Source organism: Maribellus sediminis, assembly GCF_011799805.1.
GTDB lineage: Bacteria > Bacteroidota > Bacteroidia > Bacteroidales > Prolixibacteraceae > Draconibacterium > Draconibacterium sediminis_A.
This window is the reverse complement of the sequence record NZ_WXUB01000004.1, coordinates 308044-327518: the sequence shown is the minus strand read 5'-3', so window position 1 is coordinate 327518 and position 19475 is coordinate 308044. Positions and strand designations below refer to the sequence as shown.

The 19475-nt window shown below is 42.0% G+C and carries 7 protein-coding genes; 2 read left to right on the top strand and 5 right to left on the bottom strand.

Going from position 1 to position 19475, the window contains the following annotated elements:
* Positions 1-29: 29 nt before the first annotated feature.
* The 4 genes from HFD85_RS16195 to HFD85_RS16180 all read right to left on the bottom strand — a co-directional run bounded on the left by HFD85_RS16195 (position 30) and on the right by HFD85_RS16180 (position 11492).
* Positions 30-5249 (bottom strand): LamG-like jellyroll fold domain-containing protein, encoded by a 5220-nt coding sequence (locus HFD85_RS16195; RefSeq protein ID WP_167612212.1) that lies wholly within the window; start codon positions 5247-5249, stop codon positions 30-32.
* A gap of 383 nt (positions 5250-5632) precedes the next feature.
* On the bottom strand, positions 5633-8296 hold the full coding sequence (locus HFD85_RS16190; RefSeq protein WP_167612209.1) for a glycosyl hydrolase: 2664 nt from the start codon (positions 8294-8296) through the stop codon (positions 5633-5635).
* A 102-nt stretch (positions 8297-8398) separates the two neighbouring features.
* Complete coding sequence (locus HFD85_RS16185) at positions 8399-8662, bottom strand: hypothetical protein (protein WP_167612207.1); 264 nt, start codon at positions 8660-8662, stop codon at positions 8399-8401.
* Between the two features lie 34 nt (positions 8663-8696).
* Positions 8697-11492 carry an RICIN domain-containing protein gene (locus tag HFD85_RS16180; protein WP_167612204.1) on the bottom strand — a complete coding sequence of 932 codons (2796 nt, stop codon included), beginning with the start codon at positions 11490-11492 and terminating at the stop codon, positions 8697-8699.
* A gap of 304 nt (positions 11493-11796) precedes the next feature.
* On the opposite strand from HFD85_RS16180, the gene HFD85_RS16175 reads away from it, so the two are divergent.
* Both HFD85_RS16175 and HFD85_RS16170 read left to right on the top strand, forming a co-directional pair.
* Positions 11797-12801, top strand: coding sequence for an arabinan endo-1,5-alpha-L-arabinosidase (locus HFD85_RS16175; RefSeq protein WP_167612201.1), 1005 nt, complete (start codon positions 11797-11799; stop codon positions 12799-12801).
* Positions 12802-12814: 13 nt separating this feature from the next.
* Complete coding sequence (locus HFD85_RS16170; protein WP_167612198.1) at positions 12815-14425, top strand: alpha-N-arabinofuranosidase; 1611 nt, start codon at positions 12815-12817, stop codon at positions 14423-14425.
* A 153-nt stretch (positions 14426-14578) separates the two neighbouring features.
* Here the strand turns inward: HFD85_RS16170 and HFD85_RS16165 are convergent, their stop codons facing one another.
* Positions 14579-19312 (bottom strand): rhamnogalacturonan lyase family protein, encoded by a 4734-nt coding sequence (locus HFD85_RS16165; protein WP_167612195.1) that lies wholly within the window; start codon positions 19310-19312, stop codon positions 14579-14581.
* Positions 19313-19475: the final 163 nt, after the last annotated feature.

Below are 19475 nucleotides of genomic sequence, written 5' to 3'. Positions count from 1 at the left end.
CCTACGAGCAATCTAAATTTTCAACAATATTATCTTGTTTTGAAAACCTTGAATGTTCTGTATGTATCTTCGTTTTCAACCTTCATAATGTACATACCTCTGTCGCGAACCGTAACAGTCTCAAGGCTGCTTTCGATTACTTTCTGAAGTACCAGTTTACCAGTAAGGTTGTAAACGGTGATTGTTCCATGACTTCCGTCGGTTTCCACTTTAAAGTCACCTGTTGAATAGGTTGGATAAACCCTAATTGCGGATTCATCAATATCACCTACAGAAGTTCCGTTGTCAACAAATACTTCGTAGTTATCAATGTAACAGTATGTACAATTTGATTCGTAATCACATTTGTTGAAACTTATGAAATCATCGGTAGGATTTTCTCCGGTTGTAAAGGTAGTGTCAATCTGCATCCATTCACCGTTAGTGTTGATAGCAAAGCCAAAATCAGGATCTGCTCCTTTAGCTAAGAATCCGATAGAACCATCAACAGTTTTTACCATCACACGTACACGGTAAGTAGTATTTGGCTGGAAATCGAATGGCGACATATCCAGAGCTGCATCACAACCATCGCCACCATTTCCAAGTTTCATCGATGAACCACCACAATAAGCTTCATGGCCGTAAACAAGGGCTTTTGATCCCCATCCCTGCCATTTACTCATATCTGTCATTTCAGGATCAGCTACAAGATTATTTGCATCCAATTCAGCTGAACATGAGCCATCTTCAATTACGATATCAACTGTAAAGTCTTTTGTAACTGTACCGTCTGCTGAAGTAACCTGAATCACTACTGTTGTTTCTCCTTCTGTTAAATCAACCGCGCCATCACCCGACACAGTTGCTCCGGAAGTAGTAGGAGTGGCTGTTAAAGTTACTGCGGTTGTACCTTCGGGAACCACCACTGCAAAATGGTTGCTTCCACTTGTGGCATCAGGTAATACAGTACCAACATTTGAACTTAAAGATGATAGATTAGCATCGGATGAAGATAAATACTCCCGTGCACGTTCTGCAATAGTAGCTTTGTCCATTGCACCCTGCCAGATATTAAATTCATCGATGGTACCCAACCATGTTGGGTCAGCAGTATATCCTCCTTTGCATAACCATGCATTGGCGTTACTTAAGTTGGCAATTGAATTATTCTCAGATAATGAATCTGTTCCAACCAATTCACCATCGATATACCAGGCGATTTCAGACTCCGTGAGTACACTAACAACATGATGCTTATCTCCAACACTTACTGGGTCACCCGTAACACCATCTTCTGCGTTCCAAGGTTCTGTAAGGTTTCCACACGAAATTCCGGTACGGCTTTCTGTCCAGCGATCGGGTGTAAAGAAATATCCATTACCACCAACAGCATTCTCATTTCCACCAAAATAGGCCATCATAGTAGCGCCGGTGTTATCAACATCTGAAAAGATAAAGCCTTCCAGCGTAATGGCTGTGTATGTATTTATCGCAATTTTGTCAGCCGGTAATTCGATGTAATCTCCATTGGCAGCGGCAGTATAAACACCGTTTTCGATTGTTCCTGCTCCTACCAGCGTTCCATCAGCATCGCCAACAACATCAATAGCTGTTCCGTCTTCGAAAGTATACGAGTGCATTTTAGTTAAACCGCCCAAATATTGGCTTGCACGTCGCGCGATGGTTCCAGCATCCATTACACCCTGGTAAATATTAAATTCATCGATAGAACCGTTCCAGCTCGGGTCGGCTGTATAACCACCCTTGCCCAACCAGGCATTATCATTGCTAAGCGCTGCAATCGAATTAGGCTCACTTACTGCAGCTTCGCCAACCAAAACACCGTCAAGGTAGAATTTGATTGCAGAGTTTGTCAATACACTTACAACATGATGCATCTCACCCACGCTAACCGGACTACCGGTAACACCTTGTTCAGCATTCCATGGTTCTGTAACGTTACCACAGGAAATTGCAGTTCGGCTTTGTGTATTTCTATCCGGTGTTACGAAGTACCCATTTCCGCCAACCGCGTTCTCATTTCCTCCAAAATAAGCCATCATGTTTGATCCGGTGTTATCAACATCAGCAAAAATAAAGGCTTCCAAAGTAATTTCGGTATAAGTATTGATCGCGATGGTAGTAGCAGGCAGTTCTACGTAATCTGAATCAGAAACTGAAGTAAACGCACCATCTGCAATAATTCCGCTTCCAAGAGTTCCGTCAGCGTCTCCCACTACGTCAGCAGCAGTTCCGTCATCGAAAGTGTAGGAATGCATCAGGGTATATTCGCTCGGAGCTTCAAACGAAACAATGTATGTTTTAGTTCTGAAGCCGTCTTCTGCAGTAACTACAATTGTATCCTTTACAGCACCTGATGAAACATCAATGGCACCATCACCTACTATTGTCGCATTCTGATCGTTAGGAACAGCAGTAACATTAACTGTAGTTGTTCCTAAAGGTACAACAACTGTATACATCGTTACTTCCGGATCGAATTCAGGAAGCAATTCACCGGCATCGACATTTATTGCCGACAAAGAGGCGTCGCGCGACAGACCTCCAAGAAATTCATTCGCACGTTCCAATATAGTGGCGTCATCTAATCCACCTTCCCAAATATTATATTCATAAATAGATCCATTGTAGTTAGGGTCGTTCCAACCGTCAACTCCTCTGAAAATATTGGCGACATCAGTACCAATAGTTCGGATAAAATCTGCTCCGTTAGTTGATACTTCAGAAACTACTTCCCCATCAAGATAATACTTAAGAGAAGACTGGTCGAGTACTGCAGCAACGTGGTGCTTCAGGCTGTCATCGATTTCATATCCTGGCAAAGCTGCTGTAATTGTACTGCTTCCGTTATTTGTTTCTATCCTTGACTCATTTCCTGACCGTGATGGTTGTATCCACAAACATCCGCTTCCAGGTGACGACGTTCCGAAATAAGTTAACATCGTGAAGCTTGTGTTTTCCATATCCCCTGCTTGCAACATCACCTCAATTGTAATATTGGAATAGGTATTAAGTGCAAGGGCTGCTCCATCCATTGAGATCCATCCATCGTTGTTAGCACCAGCTCCGGCTACCGTCGCTTTTCCATCTGCGATGGAAATCTTTTTACCACCAAGGGTACCATTAACCGAACCTACCTGATCATAAACAGTGGTTGCATCGTAAGTACCTTCTTCAAAAGTAAATTGATGTCTTATACCTGGCTCCACATAATGAATCATATATTCACGTGTATACTGAGGATCAGATGCCGCAACTGTAACAGTTATTGTTCCTTTTCCATCAGAAACACTAATGGTTCCTGTACCTGATACCGTAGATGAAGGATCCTTAGCTGTGGCGGCAACTTCAACAGAAGTCACTCCTGCAGGAATTGAAGCATAATACGTAGTGTAAGCAGGATCGAAAACAGGAGTAAACGTTGCACCGGTCATTGTAAGGCTTGACAGGTGAGTCTCATACGAACTCGCAACATCTTCAGGAAACTTAAGGTTCCATACGGTGTATCCTGCGGCATCCATTACTGATCCAGGCCCTTTATCAGAGAAAAGAGGTGAACCAAGCTGAGGATTGTTCGGACTCAACATATTATTGGTTGAAGGAATATTCTGTCGAGCTACCGAAATGATCTTAAACCTGCCTGGAGCAAATTCATTCAGTATAAAACGGGCACTGTCGAGTTCATTCGAAGGAAGATCAGGATAAACTTCCAGATCATAAGCAGCTCCGGTACGGGAAAGACACATATAGTGGCCATCCTTATTCTGAATATAATACTGTCCCTCTTCTCCGCTCTCCACAAATTGCCAAATCTGTGTAGTTGAGTCAAGAACAGCTTCTTCCAGAACAACCTGGTTAAAAGTAGCGCCGCTTTCAGCTGCTACAAAACCATTTGCTTCATGCACCAGGTAAAAGTCGGTTCCGGTAACAAAAACGGAGGTGTATACTTCAACAGTATATACCGATGTGTTTGTAGCATCTTCAGAGGTAACAGTAATCGTAGCCGACCCCATTCCATCAACTAAAGTAACTGTTCCATTCCCAACAACTGTTGCATTATTCCAGTTCGCCACACCTGTAACATCCACTGAAACGGTTCCGTTTGGTACAATGGCAACGTAAGCTGTATCATACATATCGAAACTGGTAGTAAATGCACCTGCCGATAGATCAATACTAGCTAAGGTTGCTGATGCTTCACCCGGTTCAGGGAAAACATCAATATAATAAGATTGTTCTGTAACACCATCAAGAGCTGTTACAACAATTTCAGCAAAATCTCCTTCTTCTTTGTCAAATGTCAAAACTCCATTTTCCAGTTCCTCACCCAAACCATTGTATATCGTTGTTGTTGCACCACCAATAGCTGGTTTTGCACCAATGGTTATCGATGTTGTTCCATAAGGTACTTCTACTTCATAAAAGTCATTATCAGCAGTAAAAGCCGGTTCCAAAGCACCAGGAGTAACTGTAATTGTATCAAGTGTTGCATTGTAAAGATCAAGGCCTAAATACACTCCGGCGCGCTGACCAATGGTAAATGCGTCGAGCGTACCGTCGTAAATATTGAATTCTTCCAGCCAGCAATTGTAGTTCGGATCTGGCCATCCATCCGGACCTTTAAAAAGTTGAGCGATATCAGTACCGATTGTACTAACATAATCTGCTCCGTCGGTTGGTGTTTGGGCAATTACAACTCCATCCAAATAATAGATGATTGCGTCAGCATTCAATACTGCAACAAGGTGGTGTTTTAATCCGTCATCCACTTCGTATCCACCTAAAATTGCGTTAATCGTGCTGCTTCCGTTATTTGCTTCAATCCGGGTTTCTGTTGCAGATCTTGTAGGCTGTATCCAGAAACAATTTGTTCCCTGGGATGTGCTACCAAAATAAGCAAGCATGGTGTAGGTTGAGTTCAGCACTTCACCTGTTTCCAGATATGCCTCCAGGGTAACAGCGTTATACGAAGCCAGCGCCAGTTCAACACCGTCGAAAACAACATATCCGTCGGTATTTGTGGTGGCACCGGAAACAACACATTTTCCACTGTCAATGGAAATTGCATCACCAACCATGGTTCCGTTCAAGGTTCCCGTCTGGTCAAAAATGGTAGTCCCCTCATATGTCCCTTCCTCAAAGGTATAAGAGTGTTTAAGAGTTGCCTGACCATGTGCCACGGACGAGCAGAGAAGCCCGGCAAACGTGAACAAGGTCAAAAGTCCAAGAAGTAAATTTTTCCTCATAATGTATAAATTTAATTTGATCTATAGGTAAAATTAGAATGGAAAGTTAGCTCTATAATATTTCCTCAATGATCACATTTTCGACAAATAACAGTTACTAATTCGTCACCGGATTTCAAGCGTTTATGATTTGTTTTAAGACATCAACATTATCAACCACTTAGTAATCGCTTATGTTGAAATAGCTTCTGCTTGCAGCTAGTGAAGTGGTATAATCCATTAAAAGACCTTGAAAGGACAGTGCATCAGCCAAGGTTGTTTTATCGTGTAATATTTTAGCAACTATTATCATTTTCAATCCAAATTTGATCCGTTCGTTTACTGCTAATCCGATCGTGCAAGTGCTACTTTAAACGAAAGAAAATATTCTTTTTTGTAGCTAATTATTGATTCACAATCAACTTAGCCGGCAGGCTTCCGGGTACTTTTATAACATAAATACCTGCAGAAAGCGAACTTATGTCTAATGAATTTGAAACAAGCGATTTTATCAATGTGCTTCCGGTCATATCCAGGATTTCTACCTGCATTGGTTCTACGAAATTGAAATACACCGTCTGTTTTGCCGGATTAGGATAAAATATTACCGGATTTTGAGAACTTATTTCCGGAACTGACGTCCCTACATCTGGCTGATCAGCAGCCAAGTCCATAACCATCCATCCGAATTCATCGGTTCGCATTTCTGATTCTCCTCCCGACAATTCACGTTGCTTTATTATTTCAAAACTTGTATCTCCCGTATAGGAATATCGCAAGGTGGAAGCAAAGTTATCTTCAGCCGATAATAAGCCTGCAAATATGGCTGGCTCTGTATAAGTAGAATCATACGCTATTTCAAGAGGTATCGAAGAAATACCATTGCCCCCGGCGTTTCTTCCTACCGTAATGCGTTTACCATCTATTACCCCTTTTCCTGGATCAATAGCAAAGAAGTTGACCGTTTCAGCACTTAATGTTGCGGTAATCGCCTCTTCGCTTTTCAAACTCATTTCGAATCCGTTTGCTGTAACATTTCTTACCGCAACTGTAAGTGGATAAAAATTTGTTCTTGTACCGATTGTACAAAAAACCACAGGAGCCTGTTCAAATGCTTTGTTAAAAGCAACAGTAGTCCATTCACGTGTGACACCTGTTACCTTTTGAACCTCAGCCTGCAATCCCTGGAATTCGTATGTCCCGGCGGCTAACGACAAAGAAGCTAATAACTCCGATTTTTTAACCTGAGGACTGCTAAGATACGTCCATGGATAAAAAACGAAATCAAATGCCGTATTGGACATGCTATTGATTCGTTGCGACATCGGAAACGAATTATTTGCACTTGGTATTCCTAAAACCGTAACTGGTGGAGTTGAAAATCTATTGGAAAAATACGCCGAATTTATATACAGGCTATTCACCTTGAAATTTCCAACCTGAACTTCATTTTCGCCTGCTGTTTGATAGTAGGAAACAACATTGGAAGTCAGGAAATTACCCTGTGCCGTTTGCAGCATTAAACGGTAGGAAATGTTTCCGTATACTTCCGGATCGAGCGGATCAAGATAAAAATCCTCTGAATAATCCTCCGTGGTGTAAATGGTTTCGAAATTGCCGTCATCTATTTTCCTCTGCAGAACATACTGTTTGGAAAGTTCTCCGTTAGGATCAGTCCAACTCACACGAATTGAATTTCTTAATGAAAAATACCGCATTGAAAGTTCAGGGGCTTGGAAATTCCAGTGAGGAATAACTTCAAAGTTTCTGTTGAAAGCTTCCGTCGACTTATTGGCGGCATAGTATTCTCCGGCTTTTGTAAGTTCTCCGTTTAGAACAACTGCTCTTCTGTCCTCAACCCAGTTATAGATTGAATAACGTTCTATCCATGGCGTTTCATCAAAGAAATCGACAATAGCTTTAATTTTATCGTAAGCATAATTTTCATTGGCTGGTGTTAAAGCCGGTGTATCATCAGGCCACCATTCGTTGGTCCAGTTTGCCCCATAATTCCATTCTGTTATCCAGATAGGTCTTCCTGTTGCCTGGTGTACCCAGTTAAGCGAACTATAATAACTGGATGGATTATTGCCCCAGTACGCATGAACAGCCACAAAATCGACCCTGTAATTCAATTCATCACATCTTTTCACAAAATCAATAACCCAGTTAAAATCGGTTGTTGCAGGGGCTCCAAGCCTTAATCCTGATTTCATATATTCAGGCCAGGCAGCTATGGCTTCAGCAACTGTAACATCCGATTGCTCTGTATGGTCGGGTTCGTTGTAACCCAGCAGATGCGAAACATTATTCTTGGAATTTATTACATCCCAACCAGGCCATCCCAGATTCTGTTTGATAGGAACATATTCCGTATTATTTGTTGTTACTCCCCCGGCGTTCCAATCGTATCGCCAGGTGCTTTGGGTGATTTCCCATTCTGCTTCGTTCCATCCTGCCCATCCTTTTTTGGTTACCCACTCGTATTTAAATACACGGATAAATGAAACTTTTCCGCTAAGTAAATCCGGCAGGTTAACTTCCAAATCTGCATCGTTGGCAATAAATACCCTGCTATAACCGGTTCCTTCCGAACTGGTGGCAAAAGTTACCATGTAACCACGTTTCAACTTAAACGATTGAATGGCATTATCAAATTCACCCAAACTGTTATTGTAAACATTTGGAGCATAGGTATTCTGATCGCCCTGATAATCTTTTCCTTTATACACAGTAAGCGGTTTATAATCACTTCCATGAGGTATAATTACTGTTCCATGCTCATAAATAGCCATACGGCCATTCACACCTATACTAAGTATTTCACCATTTATCAAAATGCCTGATTGGTATGCTGCAATCACTTCTGAGGGTCTTATATTATCGAAGAACAACCAGGCATCTTCGTGATCAAGGCTAACCGTACTGTTTATCAGCGCTGAATCGGTTGCGCTGATGTGTAATTCATGGGCCGATGCAAGCACCCTATTTTCATTTACCAGGCGATCAATTGTTTCCTTTTCGGATGCATAGGCAGAAAAGCTTAAACCAAGTAATGCCACCAACATGAAAATAAAATTGAATTTAAATCGCACGGAACTGAAATTCAAATTGATATTCAATAATTCTAATTTTTGTCTTGTCTTTACTAACTCCATGATTTGAATCTTCTATAAGTTACTTTTGGTCGATAGTACTAAATTCGAAAGCGTCGCTTCACTTTTCTCAATTTTCATCTTCATACAGTTTTGGTGTTGCATTCGAATTACATCTTTCTTTTCAACCGATAAACTGTTCAATCGCTCAAGCTTTTCAAAATAGTCCGTTAAATCCCAAAATTCTATGAACGGACAATCAGCTTCAACATCGTGAAACGGACAACTTGAAATAGGTATTACCAGGTCGGCGTAATCTATATTTACAACTGTGGCCATTTGTTTTCAATTTTAAATTCCGGTAGGAATCGGTTTAATGCCGAACAATTATTTTTTTAGTCGTTAATTCTTCGCCATTTGTGAGCGTTAACAAATAAATGCCTGCGGGTATAGCAGAAACATTTAATTCTCCATCGAATTTGTTGCCGAGTTGCTCTTCAAGCACTAAGCTTCCAAATACATCATAAAGTTTCAAACTGGCATCGCTTTTTAATTCCCGGTTCGAATAACTGAATTTCAATACCTTGTTTACAGGATTCGGGTAAACTGCAAAACTTGATTCAAAATCTTCAGCTACAGTAGCTACATCAGTTTTAATATCCTCGTAGATCGCAGCAATTTCTTCTCCGCTTAATTCGTAATTATATATCCTGAAGTCATCCAGTGAACCGTTGAACAAGCGAACAGATTTCTGGTCACGTCCAATGTAATTCAATATCGGTTTGAATTCAATCGGCCGGATATTTATTTCTGTGGATTCCTTCACCATTTCGCCATTCAAATACATGCGCACACCAGCTTCTCCGAGTGTTATGGCAATATGTGCCCACTCCCCTTCCGGCAAGGCTGTTGTAGTTAGTCTTTTCTCTGAACCACCATTCTTAATTGCAAATAGCATCGGAGTCAGGTACATGTATTCCGAGTCATCATTCGCAAACTCAAAAATGCGTTGAAGAAGCGATCCACCATTCCAGTGCACCCATGTTGCTATGGTGATTTTCTCCTGGCTGGCGATGGTTGCCGGTAACTGTATAAAGGCATCTTCACCGTTTAATTCAATGGCTGAACCAGCCGCTTTTCCCTGAACGTAGCCAATTGCTCCAAAAGTAGCACCATGATTTAGGTTAATACTGCTGTCGCGTGTATTTTCATTGAATTTATAATGTGCCACTAAATCATGATCTCCGGTGGTTATTGCTTCTACTTCGGTGGAATAATCAGAGCTGTTCAGTGATTTATCGACTGCTTTAATTTTGTAATAATACTGGCCGCCGATGGTACATGTATTGTCCACAAAAGCTGTCGACTTCACATTACGCGCTATGGTGTTGTATGGTCCACCAGAAGTCTCGGAACGAAAAATAGTATACTCCTCTACATCATCTTCGGGGCTTGCAGTCCAGTCCAAACGAACGGATTCGGCATTTGCCGTGGCAACCAGGTTTGTTGGGGCATCGGGAGCATCGAACTCTACCGGGGCATCAACAGGAACAAAACGCCACTGCTGGTTTGATCCGCCGTCAAAATCCCATTGCTGAATATTTGCTCCATTTGCGGTACTGTTATTTGCAACCTCTAAGCATTTTGCACTGTGACGACTTCGAATATAAAACCAGCCGTCTTCGGCATATTCAAGGTACCATTGCTGGTTGCTTCCTTTTGTATCGTCCCAGATTGCAATGTTTCCTCCATTTTCCAGCGACCAGTTATAGACATCAATTGATTTACCACTATTCACAACCTTAAACGAAAAATAGCTAAAATCGCCACCAACGCGTGCGTCAACAGGAGTAACATTCCATTGCTGATAAGTAGCTGCGGTACTGGTTGCCTGTCGTACGTTTGTTCCCGCGGCAGTTGATCCACCGGCAACTTCCATCACTTTCCCGCTGTTCCTGTTAACCAGAAGGTATCTTCCATTGATTATTGGCTGAATGTCATCGCCCCACGTAATGTTGATGACTTTTTCTGCATTGGTTTGGCCTTGCTGGTATCCGGTACCTCCCGGCATTTCCAGGATAAACTGTCGTTGAGGGCCATAACCATCATAATAAACGTCCCTGTCTTTAGAAATGTAAGTATATGTGGTGCTTACTGCCTGTCTTTCCGACGAGCCGCAGAAAGCCTGTACTTTACCGTCCTGCCCTCTGTAAACCGATGCAGCCGTCCAGTTCGGTCGATGTTCTGCATACCCCAGGCGTTCACCCTTGGTAACCTTACAAAATTCTCCGCGGGCATATTCTGCCCAGCCCCACCAAATTCCGGTCTGCAATCCGTATTCCAGTCCAACCATGGCATCCATCACATTATGCATTTCGTCGGCGGTTGCATGATCACCATTGGTCCTCACCGCCTGAAAAAATTCAGCATAGGTGTCAAAACTTCCTGCAAGCTGGTGTGTATTCCCTTCTTCCAGTCCGGCCGGATTCAGGTAATTGTACCAGTACAAGGCCTGATCATTATTAAGGGTGTTCCCCCCGGAAATACGAATGGAATCGAAGCGGGGAATTTTATTCAGCTCACGGATGATGTTGTAAAAGTCATCGATGGTGCCCTGTCCTGTATAAGAATAATCGGGTTCATTAAACGGCGAAACTGTAACAACATCGAAACCAGCCTCCTGATGCATTTTTGTTGTTACATCGATTAGATTTGCCCAATTTACGGCATTCCCCTGGAAATAAGAATGTACGCTTGGATGATCGCAGTTGAGTGCCACTTTGGTATTTGGGCCCAATAAATCGTTGATTATTTTGATTCGCTCTTTCGTATAAATCAATGCACCGCCTTGTAATGCAGTATCTCCAAGTAAAGGTTCGGTTGGCATGAAAGACGACCGGATAATATCCACATTTTCGGGTCCCATAAATGCCATACCCCGGATTATATTGTTTTTGTCGCGCCAGGCCAGATCCAGCCCCCAGTTTACGTCTTTATGTTCTCCGCTCTCAGAAAGATTAAAACTTAGGGTACGATCGGTAAGCGGAAATGCCTGAAGAATATCGCCGGCACTTGCGGGTACATCTGACAGTTCCGGGTTTTGTGCCGCAACCGGGAATAATTGAAACCCAAATAGTATTATTAGTATAGTTAGCTGTCGTATTCTCATTTTTTCACTCAGTAGGACTATTTAGTGAATCTAATTACTCGTCCGTTTTAGTTCAATAATTTGTACCTCACAAAGCTACTAAGAGCGTGGATTTACAAATGTCATGAATAGGTCAATCAAGAGTTAGAAACTCTGCAAATGTTTGCCACCGCTTGATAGTTAAGATTGCAGATTAAACAGTCAACCAATAATTATGAATTATAAAAGGTATCTGCTAAATTTAGTCAATTCTTGAAAATCGATTTCTAATATCAAATATTTAAGAAAGTCGTCCTGTCAAACGATGAAATAAAAACTAAAAATTATGAATAGAATTTACATTACGCTCCTGGCTTTACTTTTGTTTACGGGTATTTCCGAAGCACAGAAAATCAGTGTACACGATCCTGTGATGATACGTGAAAACAATACTTACTATTTGTTTTGCACCGGCTGGGGAATCAGCGTGTGGTCGTCGCCGGACATGAAGGAATGGAAACGCGAGCAAGCTGTTTTTTCGGAAGCACCTCAATGGGCGAAAGAGGCAGTAGAAGGTTTCAGAGGACATATTTGGGCTCCGGATATTTCTTTTTATAAGGGGAAATACTATTTGTACTACTCAGTATCGGCATTCGGTAAAAACACCTCGTGTATTGGGCTTGCCACCAACAAAACACTTGATCCGAACGATCCGGACTTTCAATGGATCGATCACGGAAAAGTAATTCAATCATTTCCGGGCGAGACCAACTGGAATGCCATCGATCCGAATTTAATCGTTGCCGATGACGGAACTCCTTACCTCACTTTTGGTTCGTTTTGGGATGGTTTAAAATTGGTAAAAATGAATCCTGAAGCCACAGCGCCAGCAGAAGATTTAAATGCAATTCCTACAATTGCATCGCGTAAAAAGTCATCGAAAGAACCTAATCCACCGTCTGTCGATGACAATCCGAAAGATGCAGGAGGTAATGCCATTGAAGCACCCTTCATTTTTAAAAAGGGTAAATATTACTATCTTTTTGCTTCCATCGATTATTGTTGTAAAGGTGTGAACAGCACCTACAAAATGATCGTTGGCCGATCGGAAACAATACCCGGCCCTTATCTCGATAAAAATGGAAATTCGATGGCAACCGGAGGAGGCACAATCGTTCTGAAAGGTAATGAAGACTGGTACGGTGTTGGACATAACGCCGCCTGTACTTTTGACGGGACAGATTACCTGATTTTTCATGGCTATGATGCACATGACAACGGAAAGTCAAAACTGATCATCAAAAAAATGGATTGGGATAAGGATGGATGGCCAATTGCAGAAGAACTCTAACAACAACTATACTATGAAACAAACGAACCAAATTTATGTATTGCGCTGCCTGGCGCTGACAATTATTGCCGGATTGATAAGTTCAACATTTTCGATGGCACAAAATGCGCGTATTAAAATAGATATCGACCGGCAAATTGGAGAGATTAACAACAACATTTACGGAAATTTTGTGGAACATCTTGGTCGGTGTGTTTACGGTGGCATTTACGATCCAGAGTCGCCTTATGCTGATGAAAACGGAATACGCCTGGATGTTCTGGACGCTGTGAAGGATTTGAACATCCCGCTTCTACGTTATCCGGGAGGTAACTTTGTTTCGAATTATCACTGGAAAGACGGTGTTGGCCCAAAAGATGAGCGGCCACCACGAATGGAACTTGCCTGGGCCCGGCTTGAAACAAACCAGTTTGGAACAAATGAATTTGTGGATTATGCCCGAAGGATTGGCACCGAACCATATTTTGCCGTAAACCTGGGTACAGGAACCATTGAAGAAGCACAGCAATGGGTAGAATACTGTAATGTAAAAGAAGGCCCGTATTCTGCCGAATTACGTAAAAAACATGGCTATGCAGAGCCCCACAATATCAAATACTGGAGCCTTGGAAACGAAATGGACGGCTTCTGGCAAATGGGCCATCTCAATGCTGAAGATTACAGTAAGAAAGCCCGTGAAGCGGCTAAACTTATGCGTTTAACCGACCCTTCGATAAAACTAATCGCAACCGGGGCCTCCAATTTCAGGCCGAATAATGATCCGCATGAATGGAACGCAACCATTCTTTCGGAATTAAAAGATGTGGTTGATTATATCGCTCTGCATATGTATGTTGGAAACCATCAGGACAACTATTACAATTTCGTTTCATCGCCACTGGTGCTTGAAGAACGGACCAAAGTTGTAAAGGGAATGATTATGCGTGAAATGGAAAAAGCTGACCGTGGAAACCGAGACCCGATATATATCGCATGGGATGAGTATAATATTTGGTACCGTTGGCGGCAGGAGGAAACAATGACCGGTGAACGTGCGCTCGAAGAGCGGTATAATCTTGAAGACGCATTGGTGATTGGTGGCTTTTTAAACGCTTTTATCCGAAATGCGGATATTGTGAAAATGGCCAATATGGCACAATTAGTAAATGTAATAGCACCCATTTTTACTGAGAAGGACGGAATGTTCCTGCAAACGATTTACTACCCGCTGCAACTTTTTGCCAACAACATGTTCGGAACCTCTCTTGACGTTTTTGTGGATTGCGATACCTACGACACCGATGAATTCTACCTGGGACTGGCAGAACAGGCAACCCAGCAAAAAAATGTACCCTACCTCGACGTTTCAGCTGCATATAACGATGGAGAAATAGTTATTACTGTAATTAACCGTCATAAAGACAAAGCCATTGCTACCGATTTATTTTCGCAGGAAGGCTTGTTCAATGGCGAGTTCGAAGTTTTTGAGGTTAATGGACCGGATATTAAATCGGAGAATGATTTTGGGAAAACAACTGTAAAAACAGTAAAGAAAGCTTCACTTACCTTAAATGAAGCAAGCTCGTTTACTTATGAATTTCCGGCACACTCGCTGACTATGATAAAAGGAAAAATCACACAATAATTCCATCCAATTCCACTTAAATAAGTTTTAAAAAATCAACATGAATTAAAACAGAACATCCGAAGAAATTATTCTTCGGATGTTCTTTAAATTATATATGATAATTGCTACGAATTGTCTATCGATACCGCAAACAGAGCGCTATGAATGAAATTATTTTTTCACCAGTTTTTCAATTATTTCTTTATCGGTGAAGGTTACTCTTAAGAAATATATTCCGGCCGGTTGATCCTGCAGGTCAAGTTCTATTCGTTCTGAAGAAACCGGGACATCAGAATAAATAATACGCCCATCCATATTCGCAACGGAAATGGATTTTATTGAATTCACCGTATTCCTTTTTAAATAGAATGTTCCTGTACCCGGATTAGGATAAACAACAATATCAGCTTTTTCGAAAGTATTCACAGAAGTAACAGAAGTAACACCAAGAATACCTGCTGAAATGTTCGAAAGATCCCACTCCAGCCCTTCACCGGGTGTTGCAGGTTCAATAACATCAAACTCTCCGCCAACACTATCCGCCTCAAACAGTTCAAAGCTGTTGCCGGCTTCAAACGCTACTCCACCCACTTCTGCTACTTTTAATGTTCCATCAAGTGTCAACATACCCGAAGTTTTAAGCACATCATTTTCTTTAGTAGCATTATTGATTTCAATTTCAAGAATGGCGTCGTTTACCAAAACTACATCTTTATCAAAAGTAAGTATTCCAAGTCCATCAGTTCCCGGTGCTACAATGGCGCCTTCATAAAGTGTTAAATTACCCCGTATGGATCCTTCTCCCGAAAGTATCCCATTACGTCTTACAATTACGGGCGCATTTATTATATTTTCGCCTTTACGAATACCTCCCGATAAAATGGTCAGCCTGTCATTAATATTTCCTTTTCCGACCAGGCTTCCCTGAATATTCACCATCCCATTTAAGTTACTGGATGCACCCATGTTGCAGGTTGCATCGGAATAAATACCCACCGTTCCGTCGATCGATCCGTTTCCTTCCAGCATGGCTCCTTCTCTTACAAATACGCCTCCCGAACCAGTGGCACTTCCGGAAATATTATCAACCGTTAAAGTACCTTCGTAAACGTTGGTTGAACCGCTGTAATCATTGGCGTGAGTAAGTGTCCAGTTACCTGTTCCGTACTTATTAATGTTTGCTACTCCGGTAATTAATCCGGAATAAGTTGCATCCTGATTATTGAATCCGACGCTCCAGGTTCCGGGTGCCAGCGTGGAACTACTGCTTCCTGAAAGTGATCCGAGCTTGGTTTCAACATTTATCAGGTTGTAGGCATAAACTTTACTGCTTAAAATAACCGAAGCATTTTCATATCCGTACCTGTTATTAATACGCCAATCGCCACCGTCTCCGTCGGCCGTTACCTGAATCGTTCCGGTAAAATTCGACCAATCGCCATTCAAGTCGTTTCGTATCCATGGGGAATAAAGGATTAGTTTTCCTGAACCAAAAAGTTTTCCGGTGAGTGAACTTCTGCTGTCTAACTTCAACGTTCCGGTTTTTCCTTCAGGAACAACGATATGCCAGCGACAACCATCGGTATAGGAATATGAATTATCGTTCATGGCAAGTGTTCCTCCGTTTAGGGTAACGGTATCTCCCAAACCCCAAATATTAGCAGGATCGTCGGCCAGTTGCAAGGTACCTTCATTAATTATTGTTCCCTTATGCGAGTTGCCGTTTTTCAACGACAAAGTTCCACTGCCGTTTTTTATGAGTCGTCCATTTCCATGAAGAGTACCTGCAAGCAATAAATTACCGTAGGTATTGGCAATTGTGATCGCTCCGTCGTTAATACCGAGTGTAATGTTTTTATCGGTCGACATGCCCGTGTTATTCGTCACTTCCAACTCACCACCATCTATAATTATATTTGCTGCTTCAGCTGAAGCGGCCCCGATAGCAGATGCGTAGCCTGCGTTTACCAATTCCTGAACACGGAGCGTTCCTTCTTCGATTATTGTGGCACCTGTATAAGAATTTTGGGTCAGGATTGTTAACCTGCCACTACCTTTTTTAATAAGATCTGCAGGTCCTGAAAAAGAACCTGATCCTTTAATCGTATAGTTTTTCTCCGCATCAAAAAGAAAATTTGAAATGGCATAATCATCCAGTATTTCAACGTTTGTCTGTAATCCGCTGTCATCAAAAATGACGGAATCCTCTCCAAGAAAATAGTCAGCAGTTCCTTTGTTCGACCAGTTTAACCGGTTAAACAAATCCCACTTATTATCTACTGCACCGCTCCATATAATTGTTCCCGGCATACGTGTATCTGCTACAACGAGTTTGAGTTTATGATCCTCAAATTCAAGCGTATATGGTGTTCCTTCAATGCCTTCAATCGCGATATCTTCCAGGTTTCCGGTCAGAGTATCGCTCACGGTCATCAACACATACTCACCTGCAGATAATTTCCCATCCACACGATTAATTGAAATGGTAGTCATGCCAGTAATAACGAGAGCTCCATCAACCATAATCATATCGTTGGTTTTGGATGACGCGGTAACATCATCAGTTAAATCCATATAAATGGTTGAACTCTCCCTTGTTTCAAGGACTCCGTTCACGCGCGTTGTATCGGTCTCGACAGTAGCTTTACTCACGATCAGATTAGCATGTTTTTCCAGAACAATGCCTTTATTAAAAGTACCGTTTCCGGCCAGTGTTGCGAACCTTTTTACAAGTACCTTACTATTTTCCAAAGTACCGTTGTTGGTTAGTTGACCATCCCAAACACGTGTTATGCCCGTATAGCCATTGCTATTGTTAAGGATTAGATTTCCACTACCCGATTTGGTAAGATCGGTTGTTCCATCAATACTTCCAGAGCCGGCAAAAACATAATCAATCGGCGAGATAACCCTTATATCTTCAGGTTTTAATGAACCTTCGAGAGTAATAGCCGAATTGTTATCGCCAGAAATATCGAAGAGCACTTTGTCACCTTCTTCAAAGTTTGCTGAATTACTATTCGAGATCCAGGCTGAGGTTGTTCCAATATCCCATTTGCCTGAAGTCCACACTTTCTGACCGGGGAAAAGTATTGGTGCGGGCGGTACCGAGTCCATGTCTGTTCCGATAAAAAAGCCTGGATGAGGTGGCTGATTATAGGAGTTTGGTTGCCACCCAATTGCTGCACGATATTGCGGATCGTGCATCAAGGTATAGATCTTTTGACTTGTAATATCTGTTGTTGTGTACAGTCGCAATGCCTTATTATCCGAAGTTCGCCAAATTACTTCCTCACGCCAGTCACCCAGAATATCGGCACTGACTGCCGGATTACCTTTTGTCCAGTTATCCGACAAGGTACCCGTTGCATACAGTAATTGAGTATTGGCGCCATTGTTGTATTTGGTAATGGTACCAACTCCATAATTGCTGTACCAGGCATGATCGAGCATTTCACGAGACAAATCACCATCCCACCAAATAAAAAAGTTCATGGAAGCTGGCGGTGTTAAATTTGTAATGGCATCGCCCGTTGAACTCAGGAACGGAAAACCGGATGGTCCCCACATTTCCATCCCCGGATAATCAGGAGTGATGTCGGCACAACCTGCCCGCCCCATGTCGCGACCAATATTGGTATAATGTAAAATTTCGCCGGTGCGTGCATCTCGGTAGTTACCTCCTGCAGAGTTTTCCAAACAGCCAAAAAATTCCAGTCCGTCACGGTCCGGATTAATATCCGTTAGATGTTGTGCATCGCCATGACCCAGTTTCGTTGAATATAGCCCTTGTCCATTATCATCCATAACCATCGAGCCGTAGTTAACTTCATCCCGACCATCAAAATCAACATCACCTTGTGTAAGGTTATGGTATCCCTGCTGTGCATAATCCGGATGATTATTGGAATCGAAATTCCAGTTTTTGCTTAAACTACCATTTTTAAATTTCCACGATTCCATCACAATTCGTTCGTATATTCCACGACTAATCACCACGCTCGGTGTTTTTCCATCCTGATAGGCGATCGTGAACATACACTTAGTTGATCTGTGACCTCCATCGTCCCTGCCCCAATCGGTGATATTACCTCTCGGAATGTACGATGCCCGATCAAGTTCCTTCCCGGTTTGCCCATCTAAAACCGATAGATAATCGGGGCCTTCCATGCGGTAACCTACACCTGAAATTGAATACCTGTAATCAATTACGCCATCGTTGTCGGCATCGCCAATATTATTTCCTTCGCCATCAATAAATCCGTCGGATGTTCTTAAGGTTACCTCGGCTTTGCCATCACAGTCAAGATCCCAAACCAAAAAATTAAATTCAACATCGTTATAGATATTTGGTCCCATGTTAACGGCCCAAAGAAAGGTTCCATCCAGTTTATAGGCTTCCAGGTAATGATAGTCGGAAGATTCTGCACCACCGGTTGCCAAACGCTTCACCACGATTTCGTATTCGCCGTCGCCATCAAGGTCTCCAACCGAAGCATCATTCAATATATAAGAAGAACTTCCGCCATTAATTTCACGAACCGGAATATCGATGTAATTCTTGTCCCAAACGCTGGCAGATTCTTCTCCTTCCTGCTCCACACCCTTAATCACGGTCTTAATCGTATAAGTTGCACTCGTCGTTCCGTGTGTATCCCAGAAATTACTGGCTCCGGTTATGGGTTCACTATTTATCATTGAACCGTCCCGGTAAAGGTTGTACGCTACATCATCCCATTCAGAACCAAGTACGCGCCAACTTACAAATACCCCTCCCGTCTTTTTCACAGCAACCAATCCATGATTAAGCTGCTCCATATAACGCTGAGCCATTACATTTGAACTAAAAATAATAAGGAATACAGGGATAAATATTTTTAAAAACTTTACTGAATTTTGTTTCATAAGTTGGAAAGCGAATTGACTTAAACCTGCCAATTCTTGAATTTAATGGTTAATAAAATATATTTAAAACGCTAAGGTCTTGTTTCATCAAATGTTCAGACTTAAAATCAACACTATCAATTAATTAATCATTATAGGATTGAAATTAAATCGTTTTATTTTT